The following is a 15,180-nucleotide window of genomic DNA, read 5'->3' as shown; positions in this document are numbered from 1 at the left end:
GATTGCGTTACACGCGCGTATCGGCGCCCGCCCCGCATATTGGATATTCCATGGATATAGAGATTATCGACCGCCTTGCCATCCGCGATCTCATTGAAAACTGGGTAGTCTGGCGCGATGCTGGCGATTGGGACCGCTTCCGTACCGTCTGGTTCGACGATGGCCGCATGGTGGCGACCTGGACCCAGGGCACCGCGGACGAATTCATCGCCATGAGCAAGGCCGGCTGGGCCAAGGGCGTCTCGATCATGCATTTCCTCGGCGCGCAGTCGATCGATCTCGCAGGCACCCGCGCAATTTCGCAGACCAAGATGACCATCGCCCAGCGCGCGCTGGTGCACGGCGTCAATGTCGACGTAATGCTGACCGGGCGGTTCTATGATTTCCTCGAAAAGCGCGACGGAAAATGGGGCATGGTCCTGCGCCAGCCGATCTACGAGAAGGATCGCATGGATCCCGTGGTGCCCGGCGCGCCGCTGAAGCTTGACGCGGATCTGCTCGCCAGCTTCCCGGAAGGCTATCGCCATCTTGCTTATCTGCAGAGCCAGATCGGCTATCAGATCAAGCCCGATATGCCGGGGTTGCGCGGCGATGCGGTGGAGGCGCTTTATGCCAGCGGCAAGAAGTGGCTGAACGGCGAAGAGCTGGACCGGTAGCTCTCTGACCTCCCCTGAAGAGGGGAGGTCAAGCAAAGATAATCAAGTAAGAACAAAAAGAGGAAACGCATGCCCGACTTCATCACCCTCGATGCTTTGGTCCATAACACGGCCGTGTCGAAGCCTGACAAGATCGCCGTGATCGATGCCGATCGCCAGATCGACTACGCCGCCTTCGACGCACTGATCGACCGTATCGCCGCGTCATTGCAGGCCAGCGGTCTCAAGCCGCGCGATGCGATTTCGATCTGCGCGCTGTCGTCGATCGAATATGCCGCCGTGTTTCTCGGTGCGCTGCGCGTCGGCGTGGCGGTGGCGCCGCTGGCGCCGTCATCGACGCCGACGGATTTCGCCGCAATGGTGAAGGATGCAGCGGCAAAAATCCTGTTCATGGATGATGCGACGGCGGCCTCCTTTGCGGATGCTGCGATCGATCCCTCGGTCCAGCGCATTGCGCTCGATGGCGGCAAGGCCGGGAAACCGTTTGCGCAATGGCTGGCGCCGGAAGGCGTGAAGCCCACGCCGGTGGCAATCGATCCGGAATGGGTCTTCAACATTATCTATTCCTCGGGAACGACCGGTACGCCGAAAGGCATCATCCACACCTGCTGGATGCGCTGGCGGCAATATGGTCAGCTCGATCCGCTCGGCTACGGGCCGGACGCCATCACCGTGCTGTCGACGCCGCTTTATTCCAACACCACGCTGGTCTGTTTCAATCCGACCCTCGCCGGCGGTGGCACGCTGGTGCTGATGAAGAAGTTCGATGCGCGAGGATTTCTTGAACTGAGCGCAAAGCATCGTGCGACCCACGCGATGCTGGTGCCGGTGCAGTATCGTCGCATTATGGCCGTTGAGGATTTCGACAGTTTCGATCTCAGGTCTTTCGTGATGAAGTTCTCGACCTCGGCGCCATTCGGCGGCGCGCTGAAGGCCGATGTGTTGAAACGCTGGCCGGGCGGGCTGACCGAATATTACGGGATGACCGAGGGTGGCGGCACCTGCGTGTTGCTTGCGCATGAACACCCGACCAAGCTGCACACGGTCGGCCAGCCGGCGCCGGATCACGACATTCGCCTGATCGACGAGGATGGCAATTTCGTAGCTCAGGGCGAAATCGGCGAAGTGGTTGGGCATTCGCCCGTCATCATGCAGGGCTATCTCAATCAACCCGGCAAGACCGCGGAGACGTTCTGGCACGACGCTTCCGGAAAGCGCTATGTCCGGACCGGCGATGTCGGGCGCTTTGATGAAGACGGCTTTCTGCAGCTGATGGACCGCAAGAAGGACATGATCATTTCCGGCGGTTTCAACATCTATCCGAGCGATCTGGAAGCGGTGCTGACGAAACACGACGACGTGCTTGAAGCCGCTGTCGTGGCCATGCCGTCGGAAGAGTGGGGTGAGACACCGGTTGCCTTCGTGGTGATGAAAGCGGGTGCCTCAGTCGATGCGCCGGGGCTGAAGGCCTGGACGAATGAGCGTGTCGGCAAGTTCCAGCGACTTAATGATGTCGTGCTGGTCGATGTGTTGCCGCGTAGCGCCATCGGCAAGGTGCTGAAGCGCGAGTTGCGAGACCGGAAATTGGCGGCGGATTTGTCGGCTTAGGCTGCTTGTGTTCCCCTCTCCCCTTGTGGGAGAGGGTGGATCGACCGCGGAGCGGTCGAGACGGGTGAGGGGTACCGCAAGCTCCGAGCCCGCTGTACTCCTCATCCGGCTTCGCTGCGCGAAGCCACCTTCTCCCACAAGGGGAGAAGGAAGAATGCCCTCAATAATGCGGCGGAGGTTCATTCCGCGGCGCACCGCTGTTGCTTTCGGCTTCCTGCAGCCGCTCGCCGAGCGTGGCGACCTGCCGCGTCAGCATGTCGATCTGTTTCCACTGGGCGGTGATCGTCGCATTCAGCGTCTCGATCGTGTCGTCCTGATAGGCGACGCGGGTTTCGAGTGCGTCGATACGTTCGCGCAAGCCTGTCAGGTCTTTTGCGGTCTCACTCATCGGATGCGCGCTCCCGCAGCATCGCAAAATCTTCCGAATTGATCGGCAAGTCAGGCTTGATCGACCGGCTTTCGACGAGGCCATGACCGAGCGCGACGCGCTGGTCGAACACGAAGCATTCGCCGCGCCAGCGGCTCGCGGCCTCAGGGATCTCCTCGAGATATTTCAGGATGCCACCCTTGAGGTGATAGACGTCGGCGAAGCCGCGCGACAACAGATACGAACTCGCCTTCTCGCAGCGGATGCCGCCGGTGCAGAACATTGCGATCTTCTTGTGCTTCTCGGGATCGAGCGTGCGTGCGACGAAATCCTTGAACTGGCCGAAGCTTGCGATCTCCGGATCGACCGCGCCCTCGAACGTGCCCATCGCCACTTCGAAAGCGTTGCGCGTGTCGAGCACCAGTGTGTTCTCGTCGGCGATCAGCTCGTTCCAGTCGGCGGCATCCACATAGGTGCCGACGGTCTTGGTCGGATCGGTCCGGGGATCGCCGAGGGTGACGATCTCCTTCTTCAGCCGCACCTTCATGTGCAGGAACGGCATCAGGCTGGCGCGGGAAAATTTCAACTCGAGATGGTTCAGCCGGTCGCTGAACATCACGCCGGTTTCAAGTTCGCGCACCAGCGTGTCGATGGCAGCGTCGGTGCCTGCCACGGTTCCGTTGATGCCTTCCTCGGCGAGCAGGATCGAGCCTTTGATGCCGAGATTGACGCAGAATGCGCGCAGCGGCTCGCGCAATTGCCGGAAATCCGGCAGCGCGGCGAATTGATAGAGGGCGGCGACCTTGAACATGGCGGGGGTTTACCAGCCGGACCAGCCAGGGGGAAGTCCGGGAACTCGCCGAAATATCGTGCCCTCAGGGCTTGCGGCCGGATGCTCGCCTGCGCAGGTATTGACCTATGTCATTACCGGGCCTGTTGGCGTAACGAGCCGACTGACAGCAAAAACCGGCCCCTCTTGGGACCGGCTTCTTTTGCAGCGTCACCTGCGACCGACGGAGGAGTCAAAACTCCGCCGGTTGGAATTGGTTAAAGTTTGCGGTGTGCTAAGTCCGACGCCTTGTCGGCGGCGTCCTTGGCGGCCTGCTTGGCATCGCCGACGGCCTTCTGCGCGTGGCCCTTGCCTTCCTGGATCAGACCTTCGCCCTGCAGGCGGTCGGAGCCGGTCGCTTCACCGATGCCCTGCTTGGCCTTGCCGATGGCTTCGTTCGCGGTTCCCTTGATCTTGTCTGCGGTGGCACCCATGGGATACTCCTGTCATGTTGCAGACGCAGTTCCGAGACCATTCTCGATATGCGCTGCTTGAGCTTCGCAGGGATAATTGCCAGCTCAATTGAATGTTCCTCACTCCCGGGGGCGTGATGCCGCATGCGGTGGCAGCATTTCTTCGGAACCCAAGAAGGCATTGAAATGTCCGGTCACGGCCACGATCACACTCATCCGCACGATCATGATCCAGATCGCTGGAAGCACGACGGCATTCGCGTCATTCCCGCCGACAACCTCGATACCAACGTGCCATCGACCAAAGGCATGGACCGCGCGGCGGCCATCAATTTCGCGCGCGTGGGTGCGCAGAAACTTTGGGCTGGCACCGTGTCGATCCAGCCGGATGCCAAGACCGGTGCGCATCATCACGGCCATCTCGAAAGCGTCATCTATGTGGTGAAGGGCAAGGCTCGGATGCGGTGGGGCGATCGCCTGCAATTTACCGCGGAGGCCGGTCCTGGCGATTTCATCTTCGTGCCGCCTTACGTGCCTCATCAGGAGATCAACGCCAGCGCTGACGAAGTGCTCGAATGCGTGCTGGTGCGCAGCGACGGCGAAGCGGTCGCTATCAATATCGATATCGAACCGGTGGAGAAGCCGGAGACGGTGCTGTGGGTCGATCCCACACATCCTGATGGCGCGGTGAAGAAGTAAACATCGAGCTGAGGCCCTCGCCCGAGATTGGGCGAGGGCCTTCTGCTATTTGATCTCGGGCAATCCCGGCGAGAACGCCAGCGCGCTCTCGATCCACTTCGCAACACGCAGTGTGCGCAAGTCGTTCAGATAGGGGCCGACCACCTGCAGGCCGAGCGGCAGATGGTTCTTGCCGAATCCGGCGGGCAGCGACAGCGCGGGCACGCCGATCAGGGTCCATGGCGCGCAATATTCGGCGTCGCCAGTGTAGCTCAGCCCTTCCGGTGCTTCGCCATAGGCCGGCAGTGTCAGCACAGCGTCGTAGTTCGCCATCTGCGCCGTGAAGTCCGCGCGCAGCTTCGTCTGCAACGCCTTGGCTTTGAGATAGGCAGTGGCGCTGACGGCGCTGCCGGTTTCCACCAGATTCTTCAGGTGATCGCTGGTCTTGTCGGGATAGCGCGCGACGAGTTCGCCGAAGATCACCGCGCCTTCGGCCGCGAGAATCGTATTGATCGCGTCCCAGTTGCTGCGATCCAGTTCGGGCAGTTCAAGTTCCTCGATCGACGCGCCGGCGCTGCGAAGTCGCGCGACAGAGGCCTCGAACAGCTGTTGCTGTTCGCTCTCCGCCTTGGCGAATTTGGCAAAGCGCACCACCGCAAGACGCGGCGACGGCAGCGGTGGCACGCCGCGCTCAACGGAGATTTCAAAGGCCGGCACCGGCGCGCCATGCGGATCGCTGTTGCTGGTGCCGGCAATGAGTGACAGCGCATAGGCCACGTCGTCGACCTTGCGCGCGAAGAAGCCGATGTGGTCGAGCGACTGGCTGAGATGATGCGCGCCGGTGCGGGGGATAGCGCCGAAGCTCGGCTTGAAGCCGACGACGCCGTTGAAGGCGGCGGGACGGATGATGGAGCCCAGCGTCTGCGTTCCCAGCGCCAGCGGTACGATGCCGGCGGCCACGGACGCCGCCGAGCCGGAAGACGAGCCGCCCGGCGTGTGCTTGCAGTTCCATGGATTGGTGGTTGGGCCGGGATGCCGCCAGGCGAATTCGGTGGAGACCGTCTTGCCGAAAATGGTGGCGCCGAGATTGCGCAACCGTTCGACGACCCATGCATCGGCCGATGGCACGTGATCGGCATACACGGCAGAGCCGTTGGTAGTCGGCATGTCGGTGGTGGCGATGATGTCCTTGACGGCGACGGGAATGCCGGAGAGCGGCCCCGGCTTGCGCACGGTGTCGGTGGGGAGGACCTCAAAGGCCTTCAGTATGGGCTCGGCAGCCTTGGCCTGTGCGAGCCGCTCCGATGCGTAATGGTCCGCCGCAGATGTGTTGCCCTTGAACAGCCGCAGCAGGTCCAGAACCCCCGCGCCAGATGTTGCAGTGCGCGCGGTTGCATTCGTCATGTCGTGTCGTCCTGAACGTTTCTTCTGGGATCAAGAGAGGTGCGCAGCCGCGAGGCTGCGCACCTTCTATATTACTTCATCGCCAATGCGGGCTCGATATATTTCTTCACGACAAACTTGTCATAGTCGGGCTGGGCCGCGAGATTGCCGAGCGCGATCTGGGTGTCCATGGAGATTTTCAGCGAGGGCGCAGAAATATCGACGCTGTCGGGATAGACGCCGTCGGCCAACATGCGCTTGACGGCGGATTCGATCACGGCCGGATCCAGCGTTGGAAATTCCTTCTGCGCAATGGCCACGGTCTTGGCAGGATCTTTCTTCATGAAGCGCATCGCCATTTCCATGCCGTTGGTGACGCGCTGCGCCAGATCCGGATTGACGTCGTTGCGTGCGGTCACCGACGAAAATGCGTAGGCGCCGTAGCTCTTCGGGAAGCCGTAGACCACCTTCATGCCCTTGGCGACGACCTGATCCAGGCCAGGTTCATACATCACGGCGACGTCAGCCTGCTTGGCGAGGAACGGACCCGGTTCGCTGCCGATTGCGACGGGGATCATCTCCACATCGGTCTTGCCGTCCATGCCGTTCTCCTTCAGCAGCTTCAGGAACAGCGACGTGCTGGTGGTTGGCATGGTGCCGACGACCACTTTCTGGCCCTTCAGGCTCTTGACGTCGGTGAAATTGAAATCCGGCGCGGTGGCGATCCACACCGCGGCGCCGTTGACGACATTGGCGATGATGCCGACCGGCGCGCCCTTGGAGGCCGCAATGGCAGTCCATTCCGGGCCATGGATCGAGAACTGTGCGCTGCCGGAGATCACCGCCGAGAGTGCGACCGTGGGCGAGCCTGCGGTTTCCTTAGTGAGGTCGAGGCCCTGCGCGGTGAAGAAGCCCTCATTGATGGCGACATAGAGCGGCAAATACAGCATCGACTGGAAGGCCTGCGACAACACCACCTTCTTGTTCTGCGCCATCGCTGGCGTGGCGAGCAGGACTCCAGCCAGCGCGACCGCGCCGGTGATACGCTTCAACAACGACATAGAACGTCTCCGTTATGGTGGAAAGAGAGGGATTAAACTTGGACCTGATGTGAGATGGTCGCCTGCTTCCACGGCAGCGAGGTGCGCTCGATGATGTCGATGACGTAATAGAGCACGAAGCCGAGAATCATCAGCGTGAACAGCCCGACCCAGACTGAGTTGAGGTCGTACAGGCTGGAGGCCAGGAAGATCATGTGGCCGAGGCCGCGCTGCGACGAGATGAACTCGCCGACAACGGCGCCGACCAGGCCGAAACCGATATTGATGCGGAAGGTGGCGATGATCGACGGCAGTGTGGATGGCACCACGGCCTTCCAGAACACCTGATGCTTGTCGGCGCCCATGGAGATCATCAGCGACTGCAGATCGACGTCGGCATCCTTGGCCGCCTGATAAGCGGCGATCAGCGCTACCAGTGCAGTGAGTGAAACGGCGAGTGCGACCTTCGATATCAGGCCGGTGCCGAACCACAGCACCACGATGGGCGCGAGCGCGATCTTCGGCACGGAATTGATGGCAACGATGAAGGGCTCGACCAGCTTCGCGACGAACACCGAATACCACAGCGCCAGACCGAACAGCGACCCGAAGATGGTGCCGATGATGAAGCCCAAAATAGCCTCGAACAGCGTGTACCAGGAATCCGACAGCAGTTCGCCGCTCAGGACCAGCTTGTAGAACGTGGCGAAGATGCCAGATGGCGACCCCATCAAAAATGCCGAGATATAGCCGGCATGGACGCCGAGCTCCCATAGCGCGAAGAACACTGCGACGGCGAGCAATTGCAACACGGCGCGGCCGAGCGTGGTGTCGAAGGTCGATCGCTTTTTGCGGGACTTGCGTGGTGCGGTCTTCTTGCGCGCGGATGTGCCGGACATCACGAGGCTCATGACGTTGTCTCCGTCTGGATATCGAGTTCGGCGCAAAGCGTCTTGAAGTAAGTCGAGAATTTCACGTCGTTGCGCGCGGTGATGGGTGAGGTTGCCTCGATGTCGATCTCATGCACGACCTTCACCCGTGCCGGGCGGCCGGACAGCACGACGACGCGCTTCGACAGCGCCACGGCTTCGTCGATATCGTGGGTCACGAGGATAACGGTCTTGTTGAATTTCTGGACGGCGTCCTTCAGCACGCCTTCGAGATAGAGCCGTGTCTGGTAATCAAGCGCCGAGAACGGCTCGTCGAGCAGCAGGATGTCAGGATCCATGATCAGCGTACGGATCAGCGCCACGCGCTGGCGCATGCCGCCGGACAGGGTCTTGGGATAGGCATTCTCGAAGCCGGCGAGACCGAACTGCTTGAGATATTCGCGCGCCTTCTCCTCGGCCTCCTTCTGGTCGACGCCGCGCGTCTCCAGCCCGAGCAACACATTGCCCATCACCGTGCGCCACGGAAACAGCAGGTCTTTCTGCATCATGTAACCGACGCGGCCGCGCAGGCTTTCGATTTCCTTGCCGCGATAGGTGATAGTGCCGCCATCGGGCTCCAGCAGGCCGGCGATGATGTTGAAGATGGTCGTCTTGCCGCAGCCGCTGGGGCCAATAATGCTGACGAAATCGCGCTCGTTGATGGTGAAGGAGAGGTCGTCGAGCACATTGACGTCGCCGCCCTTGCCGGCAAACGACTTGCTGATGTTCTGGACGGTGAGCTGAACTTGTTTCGGCGGCATGATGCGGTTTCCTGGGTACCGCACATACGCAAGCTGCGTGCCACCTTGAGCGCGAAAAAGCCTCAAGCAATCGCGCAGGTTTTCTGCGGATAGCTTGAGGCTTGAAGTGTTTTGCCCCGGCTTTGGGCAGGCTGGATTATTCTCGGCGAGAAATTGAGCAGAGCCGCGGAAGTGTATTTTTACCGAACACTTTGTGCCTCAGCCCGTGACGGCCATCACCGCTTCCCTGATCTTCGCCAGCGCGTAGTTGCCAACCATGGCGGCGTCGATATGCGGCAGGTTCGGGATCTCGTCAGCGGCGACCACGCAATCGACAATTGCCGGCCCGTCGCAGGCCAGTGCATCGGCGATGGCCTTTTCGAGGTCACCCGGCTGCTTGGCCGTGAAGCCCTGCGCGCCGCAGGCGCGCGCCAGCGCGGCGAAATCCGGATTGGGAAATTCGATGGCCTCGCGGAACGGCGCCAAGCCGATGCTTTCTGCTTCCAGCGTGATCAGGCCCAGGGCCGAATTGTTGTAGACGATCACCTTGATGGGCAGTTTGTGCTGCACGGCCGTCATGAACTCGCCCATCAGCATGTTGAAGCCGCCATCGCCGGTCAGCACGATGACCTGCTTGCTGCGATCGAGGATCTGCACGCCGTTGCCCTGGCCGACGGACGTGCCGACCGCGGCATTGTTGAACGAGCCGATGATGCGCTGGGTGCCGTTCTGGCGGATCCAGTTGGCCGACCACAGCGTGTTCAGACCGGTGTCGAACACGAAGATTGCATCGGGACGTGCGAGGTCGCTGGCGATGCGTGCGACGGCCTGCGGGTGGATCTTGTTCTTGCTGCGGGCCGGGTCGGCCTGCTTGTCGAGCATCTCGTCCCACTTCTTGCGGGCATGGCTGGTTGTCTCGAAGAACTTGCCGTCGGTCTTGGTCTGCACTTTGTCGAGCAGCATCTTCAGAGCGGGGCGTGCCGAGCCGATCACACCAAGGCTCGTCGGCGTGCGCCGTCCGAGCGCTTCGGCGCGCACATCGATCTGGATGACATTGCCCTTGCGTGGCAGAAAGTTCGAATAGGGATAGTCGGTGCCGACCATCACCAGAAGGTCGCAATCATGCACGGCATTGTAGACGGCCTTGGTGCCGATCATGCCGAGACCGCCCATCCAGCGTGGATCGTCGAATGCCATGATTTCCTTGCCGCGCACCGAATGCATGAGCGGTGCTTTCAGCTTGTCGCTCAAGGCTCGTAGCAATTCGGCGGTGCCGATGGCGCCATGGCCGCACATGATGACAACGCTGCCGGCTTCGTCGATGCGGCGGGCGGCTTCCTGTATGGCGGCATCATTCGGCAGAATCTCGCCGCGCGGCACCAGCGTGGCAAGGCTCGCCGTCGCCCCTTCGGCTTTCGACGACAGCACGTCGACAGGCAGCGTCAGATGCGCGACGCCAGGGCCGGCATAGGCGGTGGAGATCGCCTGATGGATCACACCGGGCGCCTGCGCCGCGGTGGTGATGGTCTGGGTGTAGAGCGCGACGTCGCGAAACAGCAGGTCCGGTTCGGTGGTCTGGAAGAAGTCGACGCCTTTTGCTGCCCGCGCCATTTCGCCCGAGAGTGCCAGCACCGGGGCGTGATCGCGCGCCGCTTCATAGAGGCCGGCGACGAGATGCGTGCTGCCGGGCCCGGTGGAGCCGGCGCAAACGCCGAGCTTGCCGGTGAGCTTGGCCTGGCCCGCGGCAGCGAGTGCCGCGCCTTCCTCATGACGGACGCCGACCCATTCGATCTTACTGCGCCGGACCGAGTCCGCCAAAGGATTAAGCGAGTCGGCGATCAGGCCGAAAATCTGCTGTACGCCAATCGTCTCAAGCACATGGACAATCTCATCCGCGACAGTTTTCGACATGGGAGCTCCGATTTCTAGAATTGGCTCTCCGCCGGGAGGCGGGCTGATGCAGCGATGCTTTCGGTCCAACTGTGATTGGAACCGAATGGTCGCACTGCAGCAATAGCTGAACCGCGAAACGGTTTCATGATGGTCAATTATGTTTGCGCAATGCTTGGAGAAATGCGCGATGTGTTGAACGTTTGTTACCTGTATCGGAAGATCGGATCGCCATAGTCGATGGTCGGAAATACGTCCTTGTCGCTCCAGTAGTCTTGGTTGTGCTGCCACTCCTGCTTGTCGCCGCGCTTCGGCAGCAGATGCATGCCGCGCATGATGTAGCCGGGGTTGAAATCCTCGGGGTCGATCCACGGTAGCAACGGCATGTCGAGGTCTTCCGGCCGCAGTTGTGGCGTGACGGTCGCGGCGCCGGTCGCTTCCATATGCTTCAACAGCCCGCAGACGAAGTCGGCGACGAGGTCGACACGCAATGTCCAGCTGGCACGGAGATAGCCGAAGATCCACACCATGTTCGGCACGCCGGTGAACATCATGCCGCGATAGGTCACGGTATCCGAGAAATTCAGCGGTGCGTCATCGATGGAGAACGTGATATCGCCGAGCACATTGAGATTGAAGCCGGTGGCGGTGACGACGACGTCGGCGTCGATCGTCCTGCCTGATTTCAGCGTGATCCCGCCTTCGGTGAAAGTCTCGATCTCGTTGGTGACCACGGTCGCCCTGCCGGCCTTGATGCTCTGGAACAGGTCGCCGTCGGGAATGAAGGCGATGCGCTGCCGCCACGGCCGGTAGCGGGGCGTGAAATGTGTGGCGATGTCGTAGTCCTTGCCGAGATAGGCCTGGACGCCCTTCAGCAGTTCCTCTTTTACCACCTCCGGTTCACTGTTGGTGCGTTTGGTGAAGGCCTGCTGATCGAACAGGATCTTGCGGCGGACGATCTCGTGGACCCATTCTTCGTCGACATCCAGCTCGCGGAGCGTCTCTGCCAGAGCGTTGGCATTGCGGCCGGTGATGAAGAAGGTCGGCGAGCGCTGCAGCATGGTGACTTCGGCGCATTTGTCGGCAATGGCCGGCACCAAGGTCGCCGCGGTGGCACCGGAGCCGATCACGACGACTTTCTTGCCGGTGACATCGAGATCCTCCGGCCAGGTCTGCGGATGCACCAGGCGGCCCTTGAACCGGGTCATGCCCGGCCACTGCGGTGTGTATCCCTGATTGTGATTGTAATAGCCCTGACACATCCAGAGAAAACGCGTGGTGAAGAACAGCGTTTCGCCGGTGTCGTGGCGGACGACAGTCAGCGTCCAGAGCTTGTCGTCATTCGACCAGTTGGCGGATAGGATCTTGTGCTTGTAGCGGATATGCGCGTCGAGGCCGTTCTCCGTGATGACGTCGCCCATATAGCGCAGGATTTCCGCGGCGGTGGCGATGGGTGCCGAGGTCCATGGCTTGAAGCGATAACCGAACGTATGCAGGTCGCTGTCGGAGCGAATGCCGGGATAGCGATGGGTGTGCCAGGTGCCGCCGAAACTGTCCTGGGTTTCCAGAATCAGAAAACGCGTATCCGGATTCTGCTTTGTGAGATGATAGGCGGCGCCGATACCGGAGATGCCGGCGCCGACGACGATGACATCGACATGTTCGGCAGCGTTTTCGACGGATGGATCTGTGGCGATCTTTCCCTGGACGTTCATGGGCTCCCGATCTTTTTTGGCTCTCGCGCTTGGTGCGCGGATGCTTTTATGCGGCGATCCCCGGCCTTAGGCCGGGGATCGCCGCGATCGGTATCATTGACGATCGCAGGGAATGCGCAAGCGGGAATTGCGCCGGGGCGGCGTCAGGTTTCCGTTGCAGGGGCCGCCGCGGGTGGCTGTGTGCGTCTCGAGAACAGGATACGCTGATACAGCCAGCCGATGGCTACCAGCACGAGGCCGAGGCACATGAAGGACAGTGCGCGGTAGACGCCGGTGAGCGACGACATGTCGACCAGGAACGCCTTGAGGATCGTCAATGCGATGACCACGGCCGAGGCGAGGCGTGCGCGCTGCGAGTTGAACAGGATGCCGATGCCGAGCAGCACGACGCCAAAGCCGAGCCACGCGATCGACAGCGTATATTGCTCGGCATCGGTGATCGAGGCGTTGTAGAAAATCGGGCCGTGATAGATGCGGCGGATTTCCAGCGTCACATACATCAGGGCCAGCACCAGCGCTCCACCGGCGATGGTGTTGCCATAGGCCGGCTTGCGACGGCCGGCTACGGCGTAGGACAGCAACAGGGCGAGCACGGCGGGCAGGGCGTAACCGAGCAGCAGCAGGTTGAAGATCACGCCGCCAACGTCGATGCGCCAGATCGCCGGGTTGGTGAGGAATAGCAATCCGCCGAGCGTCGCAATGCCTGCGAACAGCGTGAGGAGCACCGCACTGACATTATGCACGATACTGCCGCTGCGGATGCGCAGCCGTTCCAACCCGATGGCCATGGCGAGCGCGACGCAGACCTGCAATGCGACTTCTGTGAGGTCCGACGACGACCGATAGACGTTGCCGCCATTGACGAGGTGACGAATTTCCATGAAGGCCAGCAGCACCGTGAACAGGATCGCGGCGGATTCCACCATGCGCAGCGGCGCATCATCGCCGCGGCGGCGCATCAGGATGCTGGCGGCCCAGAACGAGGCAGCCGGCACGCCGTAACCCCACAGCAGCCAGTTGAAGATCGGCGTGGTGCCGACGAGATCTCCGACCACGCGCGGCTCCCAGCCCATCCGGGCGACGACAATGCCGGCGAGGATGGCCGCGAGCCAGCGCAGGAACGGGATCGGCCGCTGCATGGAGATCCAGGCGGTGCCCAGCGCCATCAGCGACAGTGCGATGGTGAGCCAGCCTTTCTCCAGTGCAAAGGTCAGCCCCAACGCCAGCGCACCGAGCGTGCCGGTGGCGAACAGCGCGGTGGAGATCGCGAGACCCGGACGTGGCTCGCGCTTGCCGAGTAGTTCGGTGGCGGCCGCGAAGGCTGCGCCGATGATGACGGCGAGAATGGCGAAGGGGATCGAGCGATCGAGATGCGCGATGCGGGCATAGAGTGCAATCAACAGTGCCAGCGGCGTGAACACCGCGGCGCCCGACCAGATCAACGGAATAACAGCGCTGACGGAGCGGCCCTGGGCGAGGAAGCCGAGCGCGCCGAAGCCGAGCGCGAAAATCGCCGCGGATACGAGATGCAGCGTCACCGAGCTTTCAACCGGGCTGGCACCGATGCCGGCCAGCGGCCCGCCGGGCAGTACCAGCATGTCCAAATTGCCCTGGATGGCCCATTCCAGAAAAACGACTGCGACGAAGCCAGCGGCCACGGCAACCGCCGCGGTGGCCGCCTGTGCGTACCAGGCGACGAACAGCGTGCCGGCGACGACGAGCGCGAATGTCACCATGGCCATGTCGGCATGGAAGCTGGAGAGCACGACCAGCGTCGCGCTGAGCAAGCTCGCACTGAGTGCGCCCGATGAGATGCCTTCGATGCGGCCTTCTTCAGCCGGCGGGCCGTACAGGAAGCCGCATACGACCAGCAGCGAGGCAAGCAGGAAGCCGGCGAGGACGTGGAATGTATGCGGTGCTAGGGATGGCGTGCCAGCGTCGAGGCCCGGCAGGGTCCACAGCGTGGCGAAGGCGATGGTGGTTAGCGCCAGCCAGCGCCACAGCCGGATACGCGCGAGGCTGAAGGCGGCCGCCATAACGATAGCGAGATAGATATACAGCGCCCAGTAATCCGGCTTGCCGGACGACACCAAAACCGGCGTGACGAAGGCGGCGGCAATGCCGAGGCCCGCGAGCGCCGGGCCGTGCAGCAATGCCGCGGCCATGGTGCACATGGCGACGATGCCGAGCAGGGCGAAGGCCGTGCCGGGGACGAGGAAGTTATACAGCGCATAGGCGGCATAGACTGTCGCAAAGGCGACGGCAGTGCCGGCCGCTGTGAGAATCGCCGGAATATTGGCGATGGGCAGCGGTGCAATCGCAGACAGGCTTTCCTTGCGGCGCGCAAATTCGCCGACGGCGAGCAGTGCCAGGGCGAACAGGCCGCCGAGCAGCACGCGGACTTCGGGGCCGAGCAGGCCGGCCTCGATGGAATAGCGCACCATGAAGAAGCCGCCGAGTGCCAGCGTGAGGCCGCCGACCCAGACCACCCAGCGCGTGCCGATGCGTTCCTCGAAGCCGGGGCCAGCCGCAGGGGCTTCCATAGGCGCGGCGGGTTCGGGCGCAGTGTGAGCAGGGACATCCGGCTGGATCGAGGGTGCGGCTTCGCGGATTACCTCGGTCGATGTCTCTGAGAGAGCAGGTGCGGATGCAATGTCCGGTGCGGTCGCTGTGAGGTCCGGTGTTGCTGCGGCGGTCGTGGTGGCCACACGCGGTGTCGCCTCATAGGCGTCGAGTCGGGCGCGAAGCACCTTCACCTCATTGCGCGCCTTGCGCGCGAAGATGAAGGCAACGATAGCAATCACCAGCGTGACGAAACCGAAATCATCGAACATCGACTATCAAACCTTCAGGACACAGGGCACACGCCAATCATGCCCCGGAACAGCGCCCGGGGACATGGCCATCGGTATGTGTTGTCGTGGAGAACTTT

The 15,180-nt window shown here is 62.0% G+C and carries 13 protein-coding genes; 3 read left to right on the top strand and 10 right to left on the bottom strand.

The features are described 5' to 3' along the window. Nucleotides 1-50 precede the first annotated feature (50 nt). Together RSO67_RS13680 and RSO67_RS13675 are read left to right on the top strand one after the other, a co-directional pair. Nucleotides 51-656 (top strand): nuclear transport factor 2 family protein, encoded by a 606-nt coding sequence (locus tag RSO67_RS13680; protein WP_315843893.1) that lies wholly within the window; start codon nt 51-53, stop codon nt 654-656. A gap of 69 nt (nt 657-725) precedes the next feature. Further along, the gene (locus RSO67_RS13675) at nt 726-2,264 is read left to right on the top strand and encodes a class I adenylate-forming enzyme family protein (protein ID WP_315843892.1); all 1,539 of its coding nucleotides are present in this window, start codon (nt 726-728) and stop codon (nt 2,262-2,264) included. Nucleotides 2,265-2,424: 160 nt separating this feature from the next. On the opposite strand, the gene RSO67_RS13670 is transcribed toward RSO67_RS13675, so the two are convergent. The 3 genes from RSO67_RS13670 to RSO67_RS13660 form a co-directional block, all read right to left on the bottom strand. Then, entirely contained in the window at nt 2,425-2,652 is a 228-nt protein-coding gene (locus RSO67_RS13670; RefSeq protein WP_068728893.1) for a SlyX family protein, read from the bottom strand. Continuing rightward, entirely contained in the window at nt 2,645-3,442 is a 798-nt protein-coding gene (locus RSO67_RS13665) for a rhodanese-related sulfurtransferase (RefSeq protein ID WP_315843891.1), read from the bottom strand. The genes RSO67_RS13670 and RSO67_RS13665 overlap by 8 nt, the downstream gene beginning before the upstream one ends. Before the next feature lie 236 nt (nt 3,443-3,678). Then, entirely contained in the window at nt 3,679-3,894 is a 216-nt protein-coding gene (locus tag RSO67_RS13660) for a CsbD family protein (protein WP_315843890.1), read from the bottom strand. A gap of 165 nt (nt 3,895-4,059) precedes the next feature. Here RSO67_RS13660 and RSO67_RS13655 point away from each other — a divergent pair, with 165 nt between their 5' ends. Beyond that, nucleotides 4,060-4,572, top strand: a complete 513-nt coding sequence (locus RSO67_RS13655) for a cupin domain-containing protein (RefSeq protein WP_315843889.1) — start codon at nt 4,060-4,062, stop codon at nt 4,570-4,572. Between the two features lie 45 nt (nt 4,573-4,617). Here the strand turns inward: RSO67_RS13655 and RSO67_RS13650 are convergent, their stop codons facing one another. From RSO67_RS13650 to RSO67_RS13620, 7 genes are all read right to left on the bottom strand, one after another. Then, complete coding sequence (locus RSO67_RS13650; RefSeq protein WP_315843888.1) at nt 4,618-5,955, bottom strand: amidase; 1,338 nt, start codon at nt 5,953-5,955, stop codon at nt 4,618-4,620. Nucleotides 5,956-6,026: 71 nt separating this feature from the next. Then, nucleotides 6,027-6,995 (bottom strand): ABC transporter substrate-binding protein, encoded by a 969-nt coding sequence (locus RSO67_RS13645; protein WP_315843887.1) that lies wholly within the window; start codon nt 6,993-6,995, stop codon nt 6,027-6,029. A gap of 32 nt (nt 6,996-7,027) precedes the next feature. After that, complete coding sequence (locus RSO67_RS13640) at nt 7,028-7,885, bottom strand: ABC transporter permease (RefSeq protein ID WP_315843886.1); 858 nt, start codon at nt 7,883-7,885, stop codon at nt 7,028-7,030. Next, nucleotides 7,882-8,664 (bottom strand): ABC transporter ATP-binding protein, encoded by a 783-nt coding sequence (locus tag RSO67_RS13635; protein WP_089265846.1) that lies wholly within the window; start codon nt 8,662-8,664, stop codon nt 7,882-7,884. Before RSO67_RS13635 ends, RSO67_RS13640 begins: the two co-directional genes overlap by 4 nt. A 198-nt stretch (nt 8,665-8,862) precedes the next feature. Next, nucleotides 8,863-10,554, bottom strand: a complete 1,692-nt coding sequence (locus RSO67_RS13630) for a thiamine pyrophosphate-dependent enzyme (protein WP_315843885.1) — start codon at nt 10,552-10,554, stop codon at nt 8,863-8,865. Between the two features lie 185 nt (nt 10,555-10,739). After that, complete coding sequence (locus RSO67_RS13625) at nt 10,740-12,248, bottom strand: NAD(P)/FAD-dependent oxidoreductase (RefSeq protein WP_315843884.1); 1,509 nt, start codon at nt 12,246-12,248, stop codon at nt 10,740-10,742. A 143-nt stretch (nt 12,249-12,391) separates the two neighbouring features. After that, nucleotides 12,392-15,082 (bottom strand): DUF2339 domain-containing protein, encoded by a 2,691-nt coding sequence (locus RSO67_RS13620; RefSeq protein ID WP_315843883.1) that lies wholly within the window; start codon nt 15,080-15,082, stop codon nt 12,392-12,394. Nucleotides 15,083-15,180 lie beyond the last annotated feature (98 nt).

This window comes from Tardiphaga sp. 709 (genome assembly GCF_032401055.1).
Classification (GTDB): domain Bacteria; phylum Pseudomonadota; class Alphaproteobacteria; order Rhizobiales; family Xanthobacteraceae; genus Tardiphaga.
The sequence above is the reverse complement of the archived record's forward strand: the minus strand, read 5'-3'. Positions and strand labels throughout refer to the sequence as shown.